This is a genomic window from Actinomadura syzygii (assembly GCF_008085905.1).
GTDB lineage: Bacteria > Actinomycetota > Actinomycetes > Streptosporangiales > Streptosporangiaceae > Spirillospora > Spirillospora syzygii.
In genome coordinates this window covers 89736-105210 of sequence record NZ_VSFF01000001.1, presented here as the reverse complement: position 1 = coordinate 105210, position 15475 = coordinate 89736, and the positions used below count along the sequence as shown (strand labels likewise).

15 protein-coding genes and 1 tRNA gene are annotated in these 15475 nt (G+C 71.9%); 12 read left to right on the top strand and 4 right to left on the bottom strand.

The genetic code is table 11. The features are described from left to right. Positions 1–471 precede the first annotated feature (471 nt). Both FXF65_RS00635 and FXF65_RS00630 read right to left on the bottom strand, forming a co-directional pair. Positions 472–1716 (bottom strand): LolA-like protein, encoded by a 1245-nt coding sequence (locus FXF65_RS00635; protein ID WP_148347545.1) that lies wholly within the window; start codon positions 1714–1716, stop codon positions 472–474. 238 nt (positions 1717–1954) lie between these two features. Beyond that, entirely contained in the window at positions 1955–2989 is a 1035-nt protein-coding gene (locus tag FXF65_RS00630; protein ID WP_246198279.1) for a hypothetical protein, read from the bottom strand. A 428-nt stretch (positions 2990–3417) separates the two neighbouring features. On the opposite strand from FXF65_RS00630, the gene FXF65_RS00625 reads away from it, so the two are divergent. The 4 genes from FXF65_RS00625 to FXF65_RS00610 are packed head-to-tail and all read left to right on the top strand — an operon-like array spanning position 3418 to position 6343. Next, the gene (locus FXF65_RS00625; RefSeq protein WP_148347543.1) at positions 3418–3789 is read left to right on the top strand and encodes an NADH-quinone oxidoreductase subunit A; all 372 of its coding nucleotides are present in this window, start codon (positions 3418–3420) and stop codon (positions 3787–3789) included. A 10-nt stretch (positions 3790–3799) separates the two neighbouring features. Beyond that, complete coding sequence (locus FXF65_RS46165) at positions 3800–4750, top strand: NADH-quinone oxidoreductase subunit B (protein ID WP_148347542.1); 951 nt, start codon at positions 3800–3802, stop codon at positions 4748–4750. Next, positions 4747–5397, top strand: coding sequence for an NADH-quinone oxidoreductase subunit C (locus FXF65_RS00615; RefSeq protein WP_148347541.1), 651 nt, complete (start codon positions 4747–4749; stop codon positions 5395–5397). The genes FXF65_RS46165 and FXF65_RS00615 overlap by 4 nt, the downstream gene beginning before the upstream one ends. Next, positions 5390–6343 (top strand): complex I subunit 1/NuoH family protein, encoded by a 954-nt coding sequence (locus tag FXF65_RS00610; RefSeq protein WP_148347540.1) that lies wholly within the window; start codon positions 5390–5392, stop codon positions 6341–6343. The genes FXF65_RS00615 and FXF65_RS00610 overlap by 8 nt, the downstream gene beginning before the upstream one ends. A gap of 13 nt (positions 6344–6356) precedes the next feature. Here the strand turns inward: FXF65_RS00610 and FXF65_RS00605 are convergent, their stop codons facing one another. Beyond that, positions 6357–6968, bottom strand: a complete 612-nt coding sequence (locus FXF65_RS00605; protein WP_148347539.1) for a helix-hairpin-helix domain-containing protein — start codon at positions 6966–6968, stop codon at positions 6357–6359. Positions 6969–7348: 380 nt separating this feature from the next. Here FXF65_RS00605 and FXF65_RS00600 point away from each other — a divergent pair, with 380 nt between their 5' ends. The 7 genes from FXF65_RS00600 to htpX all read left to right on the top strand — a co-directional run bounded on the left by FXF65_RS00600 (position 7349) and on the right by htpX (position 14512). Beyond that, on the top strand, positions 7349–7822 hold the full coding sequence (locus tag FXF65_RS00600; protein WP_222868299.1) for a 4Fe-4S binding protein: 474 nt from the start codon (positions 7349–7351) through the stop codon (positions 7820–7822). Next, the gene (locus tag FXF65_RS00595) at positions 7819–8340 is read left to right on the top strand and encodes an NADH-quinone oxidoreductase subunit J family protein (RefSeq protein ID WP_222868298.1); all 522 of its coding nucleotides are present in this window, start codon (positions 7819–7821) and stop codon (positions 8338–8340) included. The genes FXF65_RS00600 and FXF65_RS00595 overlap by 4 nt, the downstream gene beginning before the upstream one ends. After that, positions 8340–8702, top strand: a complete 363-nt coding sequence (gene nuoK / locus FXF65_RS00590; RefSeq protein ID WP_148347536.1) for an NADH-quinone oxidoreductase subunit NuoK — start codon at positions 8340–8342, stop codon at positions 8700–8702. Before FXF65_RS00595 ends, nuoK begins: the two co-directional genes overlap by 1 nt. Then, positions 8699–10555, top strand: a complete 1857-nt coding sequence (locus FXF65_RS00585; RefSeq protein WP_148347535.1) for an NADH-quinone oxidoreductase subunit 5 family protein — start codon at positions 8699–8701, stop codon at positions 10553–10555. The genes nuoK and FXF65_RS00585 overlap by 4 nt, the downstream gene beginning before the upstream one ends. Next, entirely contained in the window at positions 10552–12054 is a 1503-nt protein-coding gene (locus tag FXF65_RS00580) for a complex I subunit 4 family protein (protein ID WP_342787267.1), read from the top strand. Before FXF65_RS00585 ends, FXF65_RS00580 begins: the two co-directional genes overlap by 4 nt. Then, complete coding sequence (locus FXF65_RS00575; RefSeq protein ID WP_148347534.1) at positions 12054–13541, top strand: NADH-quinone oxidoreductase subunit N; 1488 nt, start codon at positions 12054–12056, stop codon at positions 13539–13541. The genes FXF65_RS00580 and FXF65_RS00575 overlap by 1 nt, the downstream gene beginning before the upstream one ends. Before the next feature lie 113 nt (positions 13542–13654). Beyond that, positions 13655–14512 (top strand): zinc metalloprotease HtpX, encoded by an 858-nt coding sequence (htpX, locus tag FXF65_RS00570; RefSeq protein ID WP_148347533.1) that lies wholly within the window; start codon positions 13655–13657, stop codon positions 14510–14512. Positions 14513–14641: 129 nt separating this feature from the next. On the opposite strand, the gene FXF65_RS00565 is transcribed toward htpX, so the two are convergent. After that, the gene (locus tag FXF65_RS00565) at positions 14642–15130 is read right to left on the bottom strand and encodes a YajQ family cyclic di-GMP-binding protein (RefSeq protein WP_148347532.1); all 489 of its coding nucleotides are present in this window, start codon (positions 15128–15130) and stop codon (positions 14642–14644) included. A gap of 141 nt (positions 15131–15271) precedes the next feature. Between FXF65_RS00565 and FXF65_RS00560 the strand changes: the two genes are divergently transcribed. Then, positions 15272–15353 (top strand) — tRNA-Tyr (locus FXF65_RS00560). Positions 15354–15475 lie beyond the last annotated feature (122 nt).

Genomic DNA, 15475 nt, shown 5'->3' with positions numbered 1-15475 from the left:
CCGGGCTTCGATGATGGTGTCGGGGAGCGGACCGCTCACCGGGATGACGGCACGCGGTGACAAACCGCGTTTCGGTCACTGGTCGCCGCCGGTCCTCCGAGACAGGGACCGGGGCCGCCGCTCCGCCCGTCGCGTGACGTCCCGCTGGGGTGCCACTTCGGTGCGGGTTCACTCGGCCCTCCCTGATCAGGCAGGTCCTATCGCGTGGTACGACCCTGGCGGGTCCCCGAGTTCATCGTCGACACAGGCTGCTGCGCTGCCGGCACAGGTCGACGTGCAGCCGCCTGACCAGGCGCCGCGCGAGGTTCGTCGAGGAGCCGCGGCTCCCCGCGGGCGTGGCGTTCACGTCCCGAAGTGTAGACAGGCCAAATAAAGTTCACCTGCACCGGGCCTTGCGTGGCGCTGGGGAAGCATCCGGCGCGGCCCGCTTCGCCACGTCTGAGCGTTCTGTCCCGCCGCTTGATCTCCAGGTCAGGCGGGGCCCGATCGGGGCGAGCCGGAACCCGCCGTTCCCGGTGTGGCCGGTTCCGGCTGGGCGACCGAGGCTCGCTCGCGGTCGACGGCGGCGACCAGTTTCGGGACGTCCGTGATGGCCACCGCCTCCCCGATGACCTGCGCCGTCGCCGTGTACGGGTACGAGCCGGGGTTGTCGAGCGCCGTCCGCATCCAGCGCCGCCACAGCTTGCTCTTCACCGTGCAGGTCAGCACCAGCGCCCGGTTCGCCGGGACGGGCTTGGACTCGGCGCACGCGCCGAGCGGCTGCCCGCGCGACGTGATCGCCGCCCGCAGCGCCGCCCGCGCCCCGGACGGAACCGTTCCCGCCGGAGAGTCCAATGTGGCGGGAACGGTCACCGTGCAGCCGTTCGTGTTCTGGTCGCAGTTGCTGAAGGTGAGCGTCCCGGGACGGAAGCGCAGCCCCGGGTCGGAGGCTCCGCCCAGCCTGGCCACCCGGGAGCGCAACTCGGCGAACATCGACGCGGGCGCCGCCACCGGCGAGGCCGTGAACCACGGCGCGTTCGGCCCGGTCGCGCGCACCGCCAGCAGCCGGTACGGCGCCGCCGACGCGACCAGGTACTCGGCGGACGGCGTCTTGACCTTGTAGGCGGGACGTCCGCCGACGTCCTCCGTGGACGGGCGCCGGGGCGCCTTCGCGAGCGTCCGGGCGATCGCCTCGGGGCCGAGGACGCCGGGGACGTCGAAGCCGGGCAGCGCGGCGGGCGCCTTGGACCAGCGTCCGGCGTAGTACTCGGGGTGGGTGAGTTCGCCCGCGTAGTCGCGCCAGAACGCGAGGCCCGCCCTGAGGTAGGTCGCGCCGTCGACGGCGACGACGTCCGCCGTCAGCGCACCGGCCGTCAGCGTGCCGGTCGCCGAGCCCGCCTGGGTGATCCGCAGCCGGGCGAGCACGGGTCTGCCGCCGACCGTCAGCGCCCCGTCGTAGCGGACGCCCGGACCGGACGCGAGCAGCCGTCCGGCCTTGACCGTCCACTCCGGGGGCGGCGCGGACACGGTCGGCTTCACCGGCTTGCCGGACGGCTCGCCGTCCCCGGACAGCGCGACCGCGAGGCCCCCGCCGACCGTCAGCACGACCGCCGCGGCCCCGGCCGCGACGATCAGCCGCCGCCTCATGAACACCGCCCGCGGGGGCGGCGGCGGGGAGGGCAGCGGCGGCCGCGGGGCGGCGGGCGCGGATGACGGGTCGTCCTGTTCAACGCTCACTGGGGGCTCACTCTGCTCACTTCCGGGGCCGGGTCGCGGCCCGACCGTCAGGCACAAAGCAAGGGATTCCGGACGGCGCCCGGGATGCGGTCGGCGGTGTCCGGACGGTGTTCGGTCACGGATGTCGGGGGCCGCCGGCCCCGGGGGCGTCCCCAACGAGCATAAGGGTGCCCGGCGGCGCTGTTCCCGATCTTGGGAAAGCGCCGCCGGGCACCCGGGGTCGTGCGGGGTGGATCCGCTACTCGCTGTCGAGGCCGCTCTGCATCGAGGAGACCTCTTCGGAGGTGGCGCCGATCACCTTGTAGGAGGCGTGCTTGTAGAACGTCCCGCCGGTGGCCTTGGCCCAGCTCGTCCACGCGCCGCCCGAGACGCGGCAGCTCGTCCACTGCGGGGTGGAGCTGGTCATCGTGATGCGGGTCGTGCAGTTGCCGAGGTCGCGGCCGGTCAGCGTCCCGGCGGTGAGCCGGAACCGGACGTCGATCGTGACGGGCGTCTCCACGTCGTACGGCGGGCGGATCTTCGCCTCGACCGTGCAGCCGGAGTCGCCGTTGCAGCCGCCGCGCTTCCACTCCGCGACGCGCGGCTGGGCGGAGCCGTTGAAGGAGTCCTTCAGCTCGCCGATGCTCGTCCGCATGTTGGACAGGACGGACGAGGCGTCACCCGAGCTCTTCGGCGTGACGTCGACGCGCACCCGCGGCGTCGTCGCCTCGTAGCGCAGCAGCTCGGCGTCGTCCTCGTCGGTGATGTAGAGGGTGGACGAGAACGTGCTGAACTTCAGCACCTTCTTGCCCTGCCAGGTCGTCTTGATGGGCTTGACGCTCGACGTCCGCGCGGAGCGCAGCTTGCCCGCCAGCGCCGCCGGGGAGAGCTGGGCCTTGAAGTCGAGGTTCAGCTCGTCGGGGCTGAGCCGCCCCCACTGCTGGCCGGACGTCAGGAAGAACGGGTCGTCGTTGGACGACAGCTCCTTCTTCCAGTACGCGGAGTCGGCCTTCACGAACAGCTTGCCGTCGGCCGAGAGCACCGTCACGCTGTCGCCGTTCCAGGTGACGTCGCCGGCGGCGCGCCCGCCCTTGGTGACGTTCACCTCGCCGTTCAGCGTCCCCGTGCCGCCCATGGTGCCCTTCAGCGTGACCGCGCGGGCGGCGTCCATGCTGACGGCCGCGGCGGTCAGCTTCTCCTCCGGCGACTTGCCGCCGGCCGCGGTGAGCACGTACACCACGACGCCGATGAGGACCAGGACGACGACCGCGCCGCCCAGGATCGCCGCGATCACCGCGCCGCCTCCGCCGCGCTTCGGCGGCGGCATGCCCGGGCCGAGCGGGCCGCCGGGCGGCGGCGGAAAGAAGGGCGGCGGCGTGCCTGGGCCGCCGTATCCGCCGGGTGGCGGCGGTGGGCCGCCGGGGCCAACTCCACCGGGAACCCCAGGTCCGCCGGGGTTTCCGGGCCCGCCCGGTCCCGGTCCGCCCGGTCCGGCGGGCGGCGGCGGAGGCGGCCAGGAGGCACCGCCCGGGGGGTCCCAGCCCGGGGGCGGCGGAGGGTTGCTCATCCGGTCACGTCCTTCCAGGTCAACTGACCCCAATGCAAATCTAGTGTGCAGTAAAACCATGACATCCTGCTGCCCCTGATGTGGAGGTACAAGGTCACAGTGCCCCCGCGGCCCGCTGCGGGGATACTGGATCAGACGCAGCCGGGGAGGATTTGGTGCATAACTATTTCGACACATATGTCGTCGTGGTCGTTCTGCTCCTCGTCGGCGCGGGGATCGTCGGCGGGGCGCTCGCCGCCAACCGGATGCTTCGTCCGCACCGTCCCACGGCGGAGAAACTGACGACGTACGAGTGCGGCGTCGATCCCGTGGGCGAGGGGTGGGCGCATTCGTACGTCCGCTACTACGTCTTCGCCTATCTGTACGTCGTGTTCGCCGTCGACGCGGTGTTCCTGTTCCCGTGGGCGACGGTCTTCTCCGATCCGGGATACGGCGCGACCACGCTCGGCGAGATGTTCGTGTTCCTCGCCTTCCTCGCGGTCGGGCTCGCGTACGCGGGCAAGAAGGGCGTGCTGTCCTGGGTGTAACAATGCTCCAGTGGGCACCGTCGATCTACCCCCGCCGAGCGTCGGACCGCTGTCGCGGCTCGCGCCGAAGCCGGTCAAGTTCGTGCTCAACTGGGGCCGCCGCTACTCGCTGTGGGTCTTCAACTTCGGGCTGGCCTGCTGCGCCATCGAGTTCATCGCGACGTCCATGGCGCGGCACGACTTCATCCGGCTCGGGGTGATCCCGTTCGCACCGGGTCCGCGGCAGGCCGACCTCATGGTCGTGTCCGGCACCGTCAGCGACAAGATGGCGCCCGCGGTGCGCCGCCTGTACGAGCAGATGCCCGAGCCCAAGTACGTGATCTCGTTCGGCGCGTGCTCCAACTGCGGCGGGCCCTACTGGGACTCCTACTGCGTGACCAAGGGCGTCGACCAGATCATCCCGGTGGACGTGTACGTGCCGGGCTGCCCGCCCCGTCCGGAGGCGCTGCTGCAGGGGATCGTCCATCTGCAGGAGAAGATCGCGGCCGAGTCGCTCGGGGACCGGTACGGGGGTGGCGGCGGCGAGCCGCCGTCTCCGCCGCCGGGGCCGCGGCCGTTCGCGGCGACGGTGCTGCGCCGCCCGCTCCAGCCGCCGCCCCCGGAGGCGGACGAGACGTTCGAGCACTGGGACGTCATGGGCGAGGCGGCGAACGGCGACGCGGCGGAGGAGCCCCACCCGGACGGCGCCGACGACGCGACCGTGCCCGTCCAGCACCTGGGGGACCACCCGGTGCTTCCGGACGACGTGACCATTCCCGTGGCCCCGATCGAGGACGACGAGGTGACCCGTCCCAACGCGACCATCGCGGACGACGAGGTGACGCGACCCGTGGCGCCCATCGTGGACGACACCGACCGGCACGACCCGTCGATCATCCCCGGCCTGGTCGACGACGACGATGACTACGGGCACGACTACGGGCACGACGGGCACGACGACCAGATCGGGCGCGACCGGTGAGCCCCGAGGCCGAGGCCCTCCACGACGCCTGGACGTCCCGCTACGGCGAGGAGATCAGCGCCGAGGAGACCACCGGCGGGCTCGCGGTCGGCGTCGCGCCCGAGCTCTGGCTGGACGCGCTGACCTTCGCCCGCGACGAGCTGTCCTGCGGCTTCTTCGACTGGCTGACCGGCGTGGACGAGCTCGACGACGGCTTCGCCGTGGTCGTCCACGTGTACTCGCTCGAACGCCGCCACCACCTGCTGATCCGGACGCGGGTGCCGAAGCGGAAACCCGTCCTGCCGACCGCGACGGGCGTCTACCGGGGCGCGGCGTGGCACGAGCGGGAGACGGCGGAGATGTTCGGCGTGCTGTTCGAGGGGCACCCGAACCTCGTCCCGCTGCTGCTCCCGGACGGCTTCGAGGGCCACCCCCTCCGCAAGGACTTCGTCCTCGCCGCCCGCGTCGCCAAGCCCTGGCCCGGCGCCAAGGAACCCGGCGAGTCGGGCCACGGCGCCCCGAGCCGGCGTCGTATGCGGCCGCCCGGTGTGCCGGATGAGGGCGCTTGGGCGACCGCAGCGGAGCGCCAGCGGAGTGAGGATCGTCCAAGCGCCCCGTCTCGGGGGTCTGGGGGTCGCCCCCCAGAAGGGCAGGGGCCCGATGCTTGAGGTCGTGGTCAAGCTCGTGCTGGTGGCGGGCGCGTTCGCGGTGCTGCCGCTGCTCGTCGGGCAGGCCGAGCACAAGGTGATGGCGCACATGCAGGGCCGTCTCGGACCCATGTACGCGGGCGCCTTCCACGGCTGGGCGCAGCTCGTCGCCGACGGCGTGAAGTTCGCGCAGAAGGAGGACGTGGTCCCGCGCGACGCCGACCGGTGGGTGTTCAAGCTGGCCCCGGGCGTGGCGCTCGTCCCGTACCTGCTGGTGCTGCTCGTGATCCCGGTCGGGCCCGGCGGGCAGGTGGCGCTCGACCTCGGGCCGGGCGTCTTCTTCGCGCTGGCCGTGATGGGCGTCGGCGTGATCGGCGCGATCATGGCGGGCTGGGCGAGCGCGAACAAGTACTCGCTGCTCGGCGGGATGCGGGTCGCCGCGCAGCTCATGTCGTACGAGCTGCCGATGGTGTTCGCCGCGTCGTCGGTCGCGATGGCAGCCGGGACGCTCTCCCTCCAGGGCATCGTCGGCGAATGGCGCTGGTACTGGCTGCCCTGGCAGGCGATCGGCGCCGTCGTGTTCTTCGTCGCGGGGCTCGCGGAGCTGCGCCGCCCGCCGTTCGACATGCCGGTCGCCGACTCGGAGATCATCTTCGGCCCGTACACCGAGTACGGCGGGCTGCGGTTCGCGTTCTTCCTGCTGGCCGAGTACGCGGGGATCGTCGTCCTGTGCGGGCTGACGGCTGTGCTGTTCCTCGGCGGCTGGAAGGGCCCGTTCCTGAACACCGAGCTGGGCTGGCTCTGGACGCTGCTCAAGGCCGCCGTCCTGGCGTTCTGCGTGATCTGGTTCCGGGTCAGCTATCCGCGCATGCGCGAGGACCAGTTGCAGAAGCTCGCCTGGGCCTGGCTCGTCCCGCTGTCGCTGGCGCAGCTCGCGCTGACCGGCGTCCTCAAGGTCGCGCTCTGACCTGGACGCGCGGTCAGCGCAGGAAGATCGTGAAGTCGGCCATCTCGGGGAGGACGTCCGGCGGGATGTCGGCGTCCACGGCCATCTCCTCGACGGAGACGAAGCCGCCGTGCTCCTCGCGGCGGCGCACCACCCGCTCGACCATCTCCGGCGTCATGCCGGGCAGCGCGGCGAGGATCTCGGGCGGGGCGTGGTTGACGTCCACGAGTCCGCCGTCGTCGTAGGTGCGGGGCACGTCCGGACGGCCGATCCGCAGCTCGCGGGCCAGCGCCGGGTCCTCGGCGGCGAGGGCGCGGGCGTCCTCGCGCAGCCCCCGGCGGTACTTGGCGACCTCGATGGCGTGCTCGTTGAGCCTGTTGCGCGGAGCCTCGGGCGGGAAGACGGACGTCCGCACGGCGAACGCGTGCCCGGTGCCCGCCAGCCACAGCATGATCGCCAGGAAGGAGCCGAGGACGATGGAGGCCGCGCTGCCGAACTGGAGCAGCAGGAGGACGCCCGCCGTCCCGGCCCCGTACCCGGCCGCGGTCGCGCCGAGCCGCCACGACCCGCGCTTCACGGCCGCGTAGAGGAAGGTCACGGGCGTCCCGTAGCCGAGGGTGAGGAACGGGATCGCCGCCCACAGCACACCGCGCGCACTCTCCGGCCCCCGCGCCGGGACGGGCGGCGGCCCGACCGGCCGGAGCTGAGCGGGCGGAACGGGAGGCCGCGCGAAGGGCGGACGCCACCCCGGCGGAGCCCCGTACGGCCGCGGACGATGCCCCGGCGGACCCGGGTGCGCGTGCGGCCGCGGACGATGCCCGGGGCCCGTGTCGTCAGGGCGCTCCGTGTGATCGCTCACCAGACCTCCCGCGCAACGTTCCCGCTCAAAGCCGCACACCCCTCACAGAAGAGACGAAGCCGGACCCGGTCGCGTTCCCCGGAAGCCGATCGTGCGCAATCATGGGGCGGGTGGGACGGCTACCAGGAGGCGGGCTGGCCAAGGGGCTGGCGGTCACGTTGCGAACGATGACGCGGCGTTCCATAACGCGTCAATACCCCGAAGTGCAGCCGGACCTGCCTCCGCGGAGCCGCGGTGTCATCGCGCTGTTCGAAGAGAACTGCACCGTCTGCATGCTCTGCGCCCGCGAGTGTCCCGACTGGTGCATCTACATCGACTCGCACAAGGAGACCCTGCCCGCCGAAGGCGGTGGTCGCGCTCGCACCCGCAACGTCCTCGACCGGTTCGCCATCGACTTCGCGCTGTGCATGTACTGCGGCATCTGCATCGAGGTGTGCCCGTTCGACGCCCTGTTCTGGTCGCCGGAGTTCGAGTACGCCGAGTACGACATCGCCGAACTGACGCACGAGAAGGACCGGCTGCGGGAATGGATGTGGACCGTCCCGCCGCCGCAGGCGCACGACCCGGCCGCCGAGCCGCCGAAGGAGATCGCCGCCGCCGCGAAGGCCGCCGCGCGCAGGCGCCCCGGGACGACGCCGTGAGCGGCCAGGAGGTCGTGTTCACGCTGCTCGGCGTCGTCGCGGTCGGGTCCGCCGTGCTGGTGGTGACGACGCGGCGGCTCGTCCACGCGGCGCTGTGGCTGGTGGTGTCGTTCGGCGCGCTCGCCGGCGGCTACCTCGTCCTCACGGCGGAGTTCGTCGCGTGGGTGCAGGTGCTGATCTACGTCGGCGCGGTCGTCGTCCTGCTGCTGTTCGGGATCATGCTGACCCGCGCGCCGATCGGCGAGTCCGCCGACCTCGACTCCGGCAACCGGTGGGCGGCGCTGGGCGTGGCCGTCGCGACGGCGGCCGTCCTCGTGACCGTGGTCGTCATGGGCTTCGGGGACGCGCGGACCCCGCTCCGCGCAGGCGGCGGATCGGCGGAGGAACTGGGCGCCGGAGTGTTCCGGACGTGGGTCCTGCCGTTCGAGGTGTTGTCGGTGTTGCTTCTGGCGTCGCTCGTCGGCGCGATCGTCCTGTCCCGGTCGGACATTGGCGGGGATAAGGGAGGCGACGTCTGATGCACCTCGCGTACCCGACGGTCGTCGCCGCGCTGCTGTTCTCCGTCGGTGTGTACGGGGTGCTGGCGCGCCGCAACGCGATCCTGGTGCTGATGTCGGTCGAGTTGATGCTGAACGCGGTGAACCTCAACCTCGTCACGTTCGACGTCTTCTACCGCGACCGGCTGCACGGCGGGCAGGTCCTCACGCTGTTCACGATCGTGATCGCGGCGGCGGAGATCGGGCTGGGGCTCGCGCTCGTGCTGCTGGTGTTCCGGAACCGGCGGATGGTGGACGTCGACCGCCTCCGCACCCTCGCCGAGGAGCCGTCCCGTCCGGCCGCCGCCGTCGAGCCCGAGCGGGTCGAGGAGGCCGCGCCGTGATCTGGCTCGCCTCGCTGGTGGCGCTGCTGCCGTTCCTCGCCGCGTTCGCCGGGCTGCTGTTCGGCCCGTCGCTGACCCGGGTGCTCAGGGTCGGGCCCGTGCGCAACGGGCCCGCGCTGATCGCGTGCGCGCCGGTCGGGGTGTCGCTCGTCCTGTCCGCGATCGTCGCGTTCACGGTGTGGCGCGACCCCGGCCCGCGGACGGGCCTGCTCACCGTCATCGACACCGGCTCCGTGCCGATCCGCGTCGGCCTCCAGGTGGACGGCCTCGCCGCCGTCGTCGGGCTGATGGTCTGCTGCGTCGCCCTCGCCGTCCAGGTGTACTCGGTCGCGTATCTGAGGGACGACCGGCGCTACTCGTCGTACGCCGCGTTCGTGTCGATGTTCACGTCCGCGATGCTGCTCGTCGTCTACTCCGGCGACCTCCTCGTCCTGTACGTGGGCTGGGAGGTCATGGGCATCTGCTCGTACTTCCTGATCGGACACCACTGGGAGGAGCGGGCGAACTCGCGGGCGGCGGTCAAGGCGTTCCTCGTCACGCGGCTCGGCGACGCCGGGTTCCTGATCGGCGTGCTCGTCCTCGGCGTCGGCGCCGGGACGTTCGAGATCGGCGCCATCGTGCAGAAGGCGTCGACGCTGCCGGACGCGACCGTCACGGCGGGCGCGCTGCTGCTGCTCGCCGGGGTCGCGGGCAAGAGCGCGCAGTTCCCGCTGCACACCTGGCTGCCGGACGCGATGGCGGGTCCGACCCCGGTCAGCGCCCTGATCCACGCGGCCACGATGGTCGCGGCGGGCGTCTACGTCGTCGCCCGCGTATACGAGGTGTTCGCGGCGGCGTCGGCGGCGCTCGCCGTGCTCGGCGTCCTCGCGGTGATCTCCATGGTCGGCTCGGCGCTCGCGGCGCTGGCGCAGGACGACGTGAAACGCGTCCTCGCCTATTCGACGATCAGCCAGCTCGCCGTGATGGCGGCCGGGCTCGCGGTCGGCGCGAAGTCCGCCGCGATCTTCCACCTGCTGACGCACGGCGCGTTCAAGGCGCTGCTGTTCCTCGCCGCCGGATGCGTGATCGTCGTCGCCGGATCGAACATGCTCGCCCACTACGGCGGGCTGCGGCGCGGCATGCCGGTCACGTTCTGGTCGATGACGGTCGGGCTGGCGGCGCTCGCGGGCGTCCCGCCGTTCAGCGGCTGGTTCAGCAAGGACTCGATCATCGAGGCCGCCCAGCACACCGCCCTGCACGGCGGCCCTTCCGAGACCGTGTCCGGCGGGGTGGCGTGGGTCGTCTATGTCGGGCTGCTGCTCACCGCCGTGTTGACGGCGGCGTATGCGATGCGGGCGTGGCTGATGACGTTCTTCGGGGAGCCGCGCGGGACCTACGAAACGCGCGAACCGTCCAGGCTCATGTCGTGGACGGTCGCCGCGCTGGCCGTCCCAGCCGCGATCCTCGGATTCTTCGGGCTCGGGGCCGAGGAACTGCGTCCCCATGTCGGGTCCACGTTGCTCGCGTTGCTGCTCGTCGTCCTGGGCGGGGGCGCCGCGTTCCTCGTCTGGAACCGCGACCCGGCGCTGGACCCGGCGCGCCTGCTCGGACGGGCCCGCCCGGTGTTCGCGCGGGCCTTCTACGTGGACGAGTTGTACGCATGGGCGGTCGTCCGTCCAGTGCGGGCGCTGGCGCGGCAGGTCGTCCGGTTCGACGGACGCCGCGTGGACGCCGCCGTCGTCGGCTCCGGACGCGCCGCGACCTGGCTCGGCGGGGTGCTGCGCGTCCCGCAGAACGGCAACGCGCAGACCTATCTCACCGGCCTGCTCGCCGGGGTCGTCGTCATCGTGGCCGGAGTGGTGATCCTGCTGTGATCTTCGTGCTGATGATGGCGATCCCGCTGGCCGGGGCGCTCGCGATGCTCGTCCCGGCGAACCGGTTCCTGCGGACCGACTTCGCCGTCCGCGCGTTCGGGACGGCCGTGTCCGGCGCGACGCTGCTCGTCGCCGTGTCCGCGCTGACGGCGTTCGACTTCGGCGCGACGTCCCGCATGCAACTCGAAGTCGACCGGGAATGGGCGTCCGCGATCGGGCTGCGCTTCCACCTCGGCGTCGACGGGATCTCGCTGCCGCTGGTCGTGCTGACCGCGTTGCTGACGTTCCTCTGCTTCCTCTACACGTTGCGCCACCCTCCGGCGGGCGGCCGGACCAGGCTGCTGACCGCGCTGCTGCTCGTCCTGGAGATCGGGCTGCTCGGCACGTTCGTCGCGCTCGACCTCGTGCTGTTCTTCGTGTTCTTCGAGACCGTCCTCGTCCCCATGTACGTGGTGATCATGCTGTGGGGCGGGACGGACCGCCGCGCCGCCGCCACCAAGTTCATCCTCTACACCCTCCTCGGCTCCGGTCTCCTCCTCGCCGGGATGCTGCTCGTCGGCGCGACGGCGGGCACGCTCGACATGACCGAGCTGGCCGCCCGGCACGGCTCCGGCCTGTCGCACGGCGTGCAGGTCGCCGCGTTCGCGCTGATGGGCGTCGGGTTCGCGGTGAAGGCGCCGATGTGGCCGCTGCACACCTGGCTGCCGGACGCGCACACCGAGGCCCCGACCGTCGGGTCCGTGCTGCTCGCCGGGGTGCTGCTGAAAATGGGGACGTACGGGCTCGTCCGGGTGGCGCTGCCGCTCGCCCCGGACGGCGCCCGGTTCTGGGCGCCCTGGCTCGGCCTCCTCGCCGTGATCGGGATCGTCTACAGCGCGCTCGCCTGCCTCGCCCAGCGCGACCTGAAACGGATGATCGCCTACTCGTCCGTGGGGCACATGGGCTTCGTCCTGCTCGGCATCGCGACGCTCACCCCGGTCGGGATCAACGCGGCGCTGTTCGGCAACGTCGCGCACGGACTCGTCACCAGCCTGCTGTTCTTCCTCGCCGGGTCGGTCAAGGAGCGCTGGGGCACCGCCGACATGGACGCGCTCGGCGGCGGGATGCTCGGCACGTCGCCGCGGCTGGCGTCCGTCCTCACGTTCGCGTCGGTCGCGTCGCTCGGGCTGCCGGGGCTCGCCGGGTTCTGGGGCGAGATGCTCGCGCTGCTCGGCGCGTACCGCCCGCACGCCGACCTGCCGCGCGAGACGTTCGTGATGTTCATGGCCGTCGCGGCGCTCGGCGCGGTCCTCACCGCGGCCTACTTCCTGCGCATGCTGTCCAAGCTCACCCACGGACCGTCGGACGGCGTGTCCCGGGGCCCGGCCCCCGCCGTGTCCGCGCAGGAGTACGCCGCCTGGGTCCCGCTGATCGGGCTGACGCTGCTGGTCGGCCTGTGGCCGAAGACCCTGCTGGACGTGACGGCCGACCCCGTCCGCGCGCTGTTCGGAGGCGGCTGATGATCCAGGGCATCGACTACGCGGCGATCGCGCCGCCGCTGATCCTCGCCGTCGCCGCGCTCGGGCTGCTGCTCGCCGACGCCTTCGACGCGCCCCGCCGCCTGATCTCGCTGCTCTCCGGCGGCGCGCTGGTGGCCGCGCTCGTCGCCGTGGCCGCGTTGGCCTTCGGGGACAGGCGCGCCACGTTCTGCCTGCCCGGCGACCTGCGCGGCTCCGGCCCCCGCTCCTGCTCCTACGTCGCGGACGACTTCACGCTCCTCTTCCAGGGGATCGTCCTCGCCGCGGCCGTCGTCGTCGTGCTGCTCTCCCTCCAGGAGATCACCGACTCGAAGATGCCGGTGGGGGAGTACCACTTCCTGCTGCTCGCCGCCGTCGTCGGCGCGCTGACCCTCGTCGCCGCCCGCGACCTCGTCCTGCTGGTCGTCGCGCTGGAGACGCTGTCGCTGCCGGTGTTCGCGCTCGCCGCGCTCCGCCGCTACGACGGGACGGCGTCCGAGGCCGCGCTGAAACTGTTCCTGGTCTCCGTGGTGTCCACGGCGATCATGCTGTTCGGGATCAGCCTCGTCTACGGCGCGACCGGCGCCATGCACCTCGACCGGATCGCGCCCGCTTTGGCGCGGCTGCCCGCCGACCTCGACCCGGTCGCCGCCGCCGGGTCGGTGCTCGTCCTCGCCGGGTTCGCGTTCAAGGTCGCCGCCGTCCCCTTCCACTTCTGGGCCCCGGACGTCTACCAGGGCTCGCCGCCGCCCGTCGCCGCGTTCCTGTCCGTCGTGTCGAAGGCCGCCGGGTTCGCGGGGCTGACGATCGTCCTCGCGCTCGGCCTGCCGTCCTACGGCCACGTGTGGGGGCCGGTGATCGCCGTCCTCGCCGCCGTGACGATGACGGTCGGGAACCTCGTCGCGCTCCGGCAGCGCACCGCGATCCGGCTGCTCGCCTGGTCGTCGGTCGCGCAGTCCGGGTACATGCTGGCGCCGCTCGCCGTCGGCGAGGACCGGCTCCCCGAGGCCGTCGCCGCCACCACCGCCTACGTCGCCCTCTACGCCGTGATGAACCTCGGCGCGTTCGCCGTGGTGATCGGCTTCCGCCGCCGTGCCGTTCCGCTCTCGCCGTCGTGGGACACGCTGGACGACTACCGCGGCCTCGCCCGCCGCAGCCCCCACGTCGCCGCCGCGCTCGCGTTCTTCCTGATCTGCCTCGCCGGGCTCCCGCCCGGCGTCATGGGACTGTTCGCCAAGGTCGTCGTGTTCCGCGCGACGGTTGCGGGCGGCGTCACCTGGCTCGCCGTCGTCATGGCGATCAACACGGTGATCGGGCTGTACTACTACCTGGCCTGGGCCGTCCGGCTGTTCACCCCGGCGGACGGGCCGTCCTACGACCCCGCGCCGGGCCTCCCCGTCCGCACCGCGATCGCCGCCGCCGCGGCGGGTGCGGTCGTCCTGTCGGTGGCGCCGCAGATCGTCCTGCAGACGGTCACCCAGGCCACCTGAGCGCGGCTCGCCCCAGCAACCCCCTCGGGTAGCGTGAATGGGCCTGGACGGGGAACGTTCACGCAGGTCAAACCGTTGATGTTCATGGGGAGTCGACGGGGAGGCGGGCGGAAGTGCGGTTCAACGGCGTCAAGACGGCTGCCCTGATCGCGGCGCTGTCGGCGTTGGTGCTCGTCGCCGGATGGACGTTCGGCGGCCGGGCCGGGCTGGCGATCGCGCTGGTCATCGCGCTGGCGACCAACGGCGTCGCGTACTTCTTCAGCGACCGGATCGCGCTGCGCTCCATGCGCGCCCACCCGGTCGGCGAGGTCGAGGCCCCGATCCTGTACCGGCTCGTCCGCGAACTGGCGAACTCGGCGCACCAGCCGATGCCGCGCCTCTACGTCTCCGAGACCCGCCAGCCCAACGCCTTCGCCACCGGCCGCAACCCGCGCAACGCCGCCGTCTGCTGCACCCGCGGCATCCTCCAGATGCTGGACGAGCGCGAACTGCGCGCCGTCCTCGGACACGAGCTGTCCCACGTCTACAACCGCGACATCCTGATCTCGTCCGTCGCCGCCGCCATCGCCACCGTGATCACCTACCTGTCCCACCTGGCGATCTTCATCCCGATCGGACGCTCGGACGACGACGACGGCCCCGGCCTCCTCGGCGCGCTGCTGATGATCGTCCTCGGCCCGGTCGCCGCCGCCGTCGTACAGATGGCGATCAGCCGCACCCGCGAGTACGCCGCGGACGCCGCCGGGGCCCGGCTCACCGGCGACCCGCTCGCCCTCGCCGCCGCCCTCCGCAAGATCGACGCGGGCACCCGCGCGATGCCGCTGCCGCAGGACCCGGAGCTCGCCACCACCAGCTCCCTGATGATCGCCAACCCGTTCGCCGGCGCCGGCATCGGCCGCCTGTTCTCCACCCACCCGCCCACGGCCGACCGCATCGCCCGCCTGGAGCGCATGGCCGGCCACCGCCGCTGACGGTCCCCTCCGACCCGTCCCAGAACTCGGGCCAATTCCCCCGAACCAATCCGGACGCGGCGGCGTCATAACCCAACGAGAGCGCGCCGGCCACTTCTGCGGGGGATGGGGCCGGCGCGCTCCCTCATGTCACCGGTAGTTGACGAACTGAAGCGCCACGTCCAGGTCCTTGCCCTTCAGCAGGTTGATGACCTGCTGCAGGTCGTCCTTCTTCTTCGAGGTGACGCGCAGTTCCTCACCCTGGATCTGGGCCTTGATCCCCTTCGGCCCCTCGTCCCGGATGATCTTGCCGATCTTCTTCGCGTCCTCCTGGGCGATGCCCTCCTTGAGGCTCACGCTCAGCTTGTGCACCTTCCCGGACAGCTTCGGCTCACCGGCGTCGATCGCCTTCAACGAGATCCCACGCTTGACGAGCTTGTCCTTCAACACGTCGAGCACGGCGTTCGCCCGCTCGCCCGTGTTCGCCTGGATCTCGATCGTCTCGCCGGACCATCTGATCCCCGCGTCCACGTTCCGGAAGTCGAACCGGTTGGCCACCTCCTTGGCGGCCTGGTTCAGCGCGTTGTCGACCTCCTGCCGGTCCAGCTTGCTGACGATGTCGAAAGAGCTGTCGGCCATCGCACACACACATCCCCTCAGCAGCATCTTCGCGGTCCGTAGAGCCTAGCGACTCCCCCGATCAAGACCGTCCCGCCTCGATGTCACACCAGCCCCTGCCGTCCGCTATCCTTTCCAGTGCCGTCGCGACAGCGACGCCACGGCGGGTTGCCCGAGTGGCCAATGGGAGCGGACTGTAAATCCGTCGGCTTAGCCTACGCAGGTTCGAACCCTGCACCCGCCACACAGCAAGAACCAGCCCTTGACCAGGCCCAGCCCGGTCAAGGGCTGTTCTCATTGCGCCCTGATCGGTCTCGATAGGCCCTGGCCATTGCCGGGCGTCCACGGGACAGGCAGCGGAGGGGA

Excerpts from the sequence above, each read along its gene's own strand:
- nuoK (WP_148347536.1), top strand. The coding sequence starts at position 8,340 with ATGCACCTCGCGTACCCGACGGTCGTCGCCGCGCTGCTGTTCTCCGTC.
- FXF65_RS00565 (WP_148347532.1), bottom strand. The coding sequence starts at position 15,130 with ATGGCCGACAGCTCTTTCGACATCGTCAGCAAGCTGGACCGGCAGGAG.
- FXF65_RS00575 (WP_148347534.1), top strand. The coding sequence starts at position 12,054 with ATGATCCAGGGCATCGACTACGCGGCGATCGCGCCGCCGCTGATCCTC.
- FXF65_RS00610 (WP_148347540.1), top strand. The coding sequence starts at position 5,390 with ATGCTTGAGGTCGTGGTCAAGCTCGTGCTGGTGGCGGGCGCGTTCGCG.
- FXF65_RS00600 (WP_222868299.1), top strand. The coding sequence starts at position 7,349 with ATGACGCGGCGTTCCATAACGCGTCAATACCCCGAAGTGCAGCCGGAC.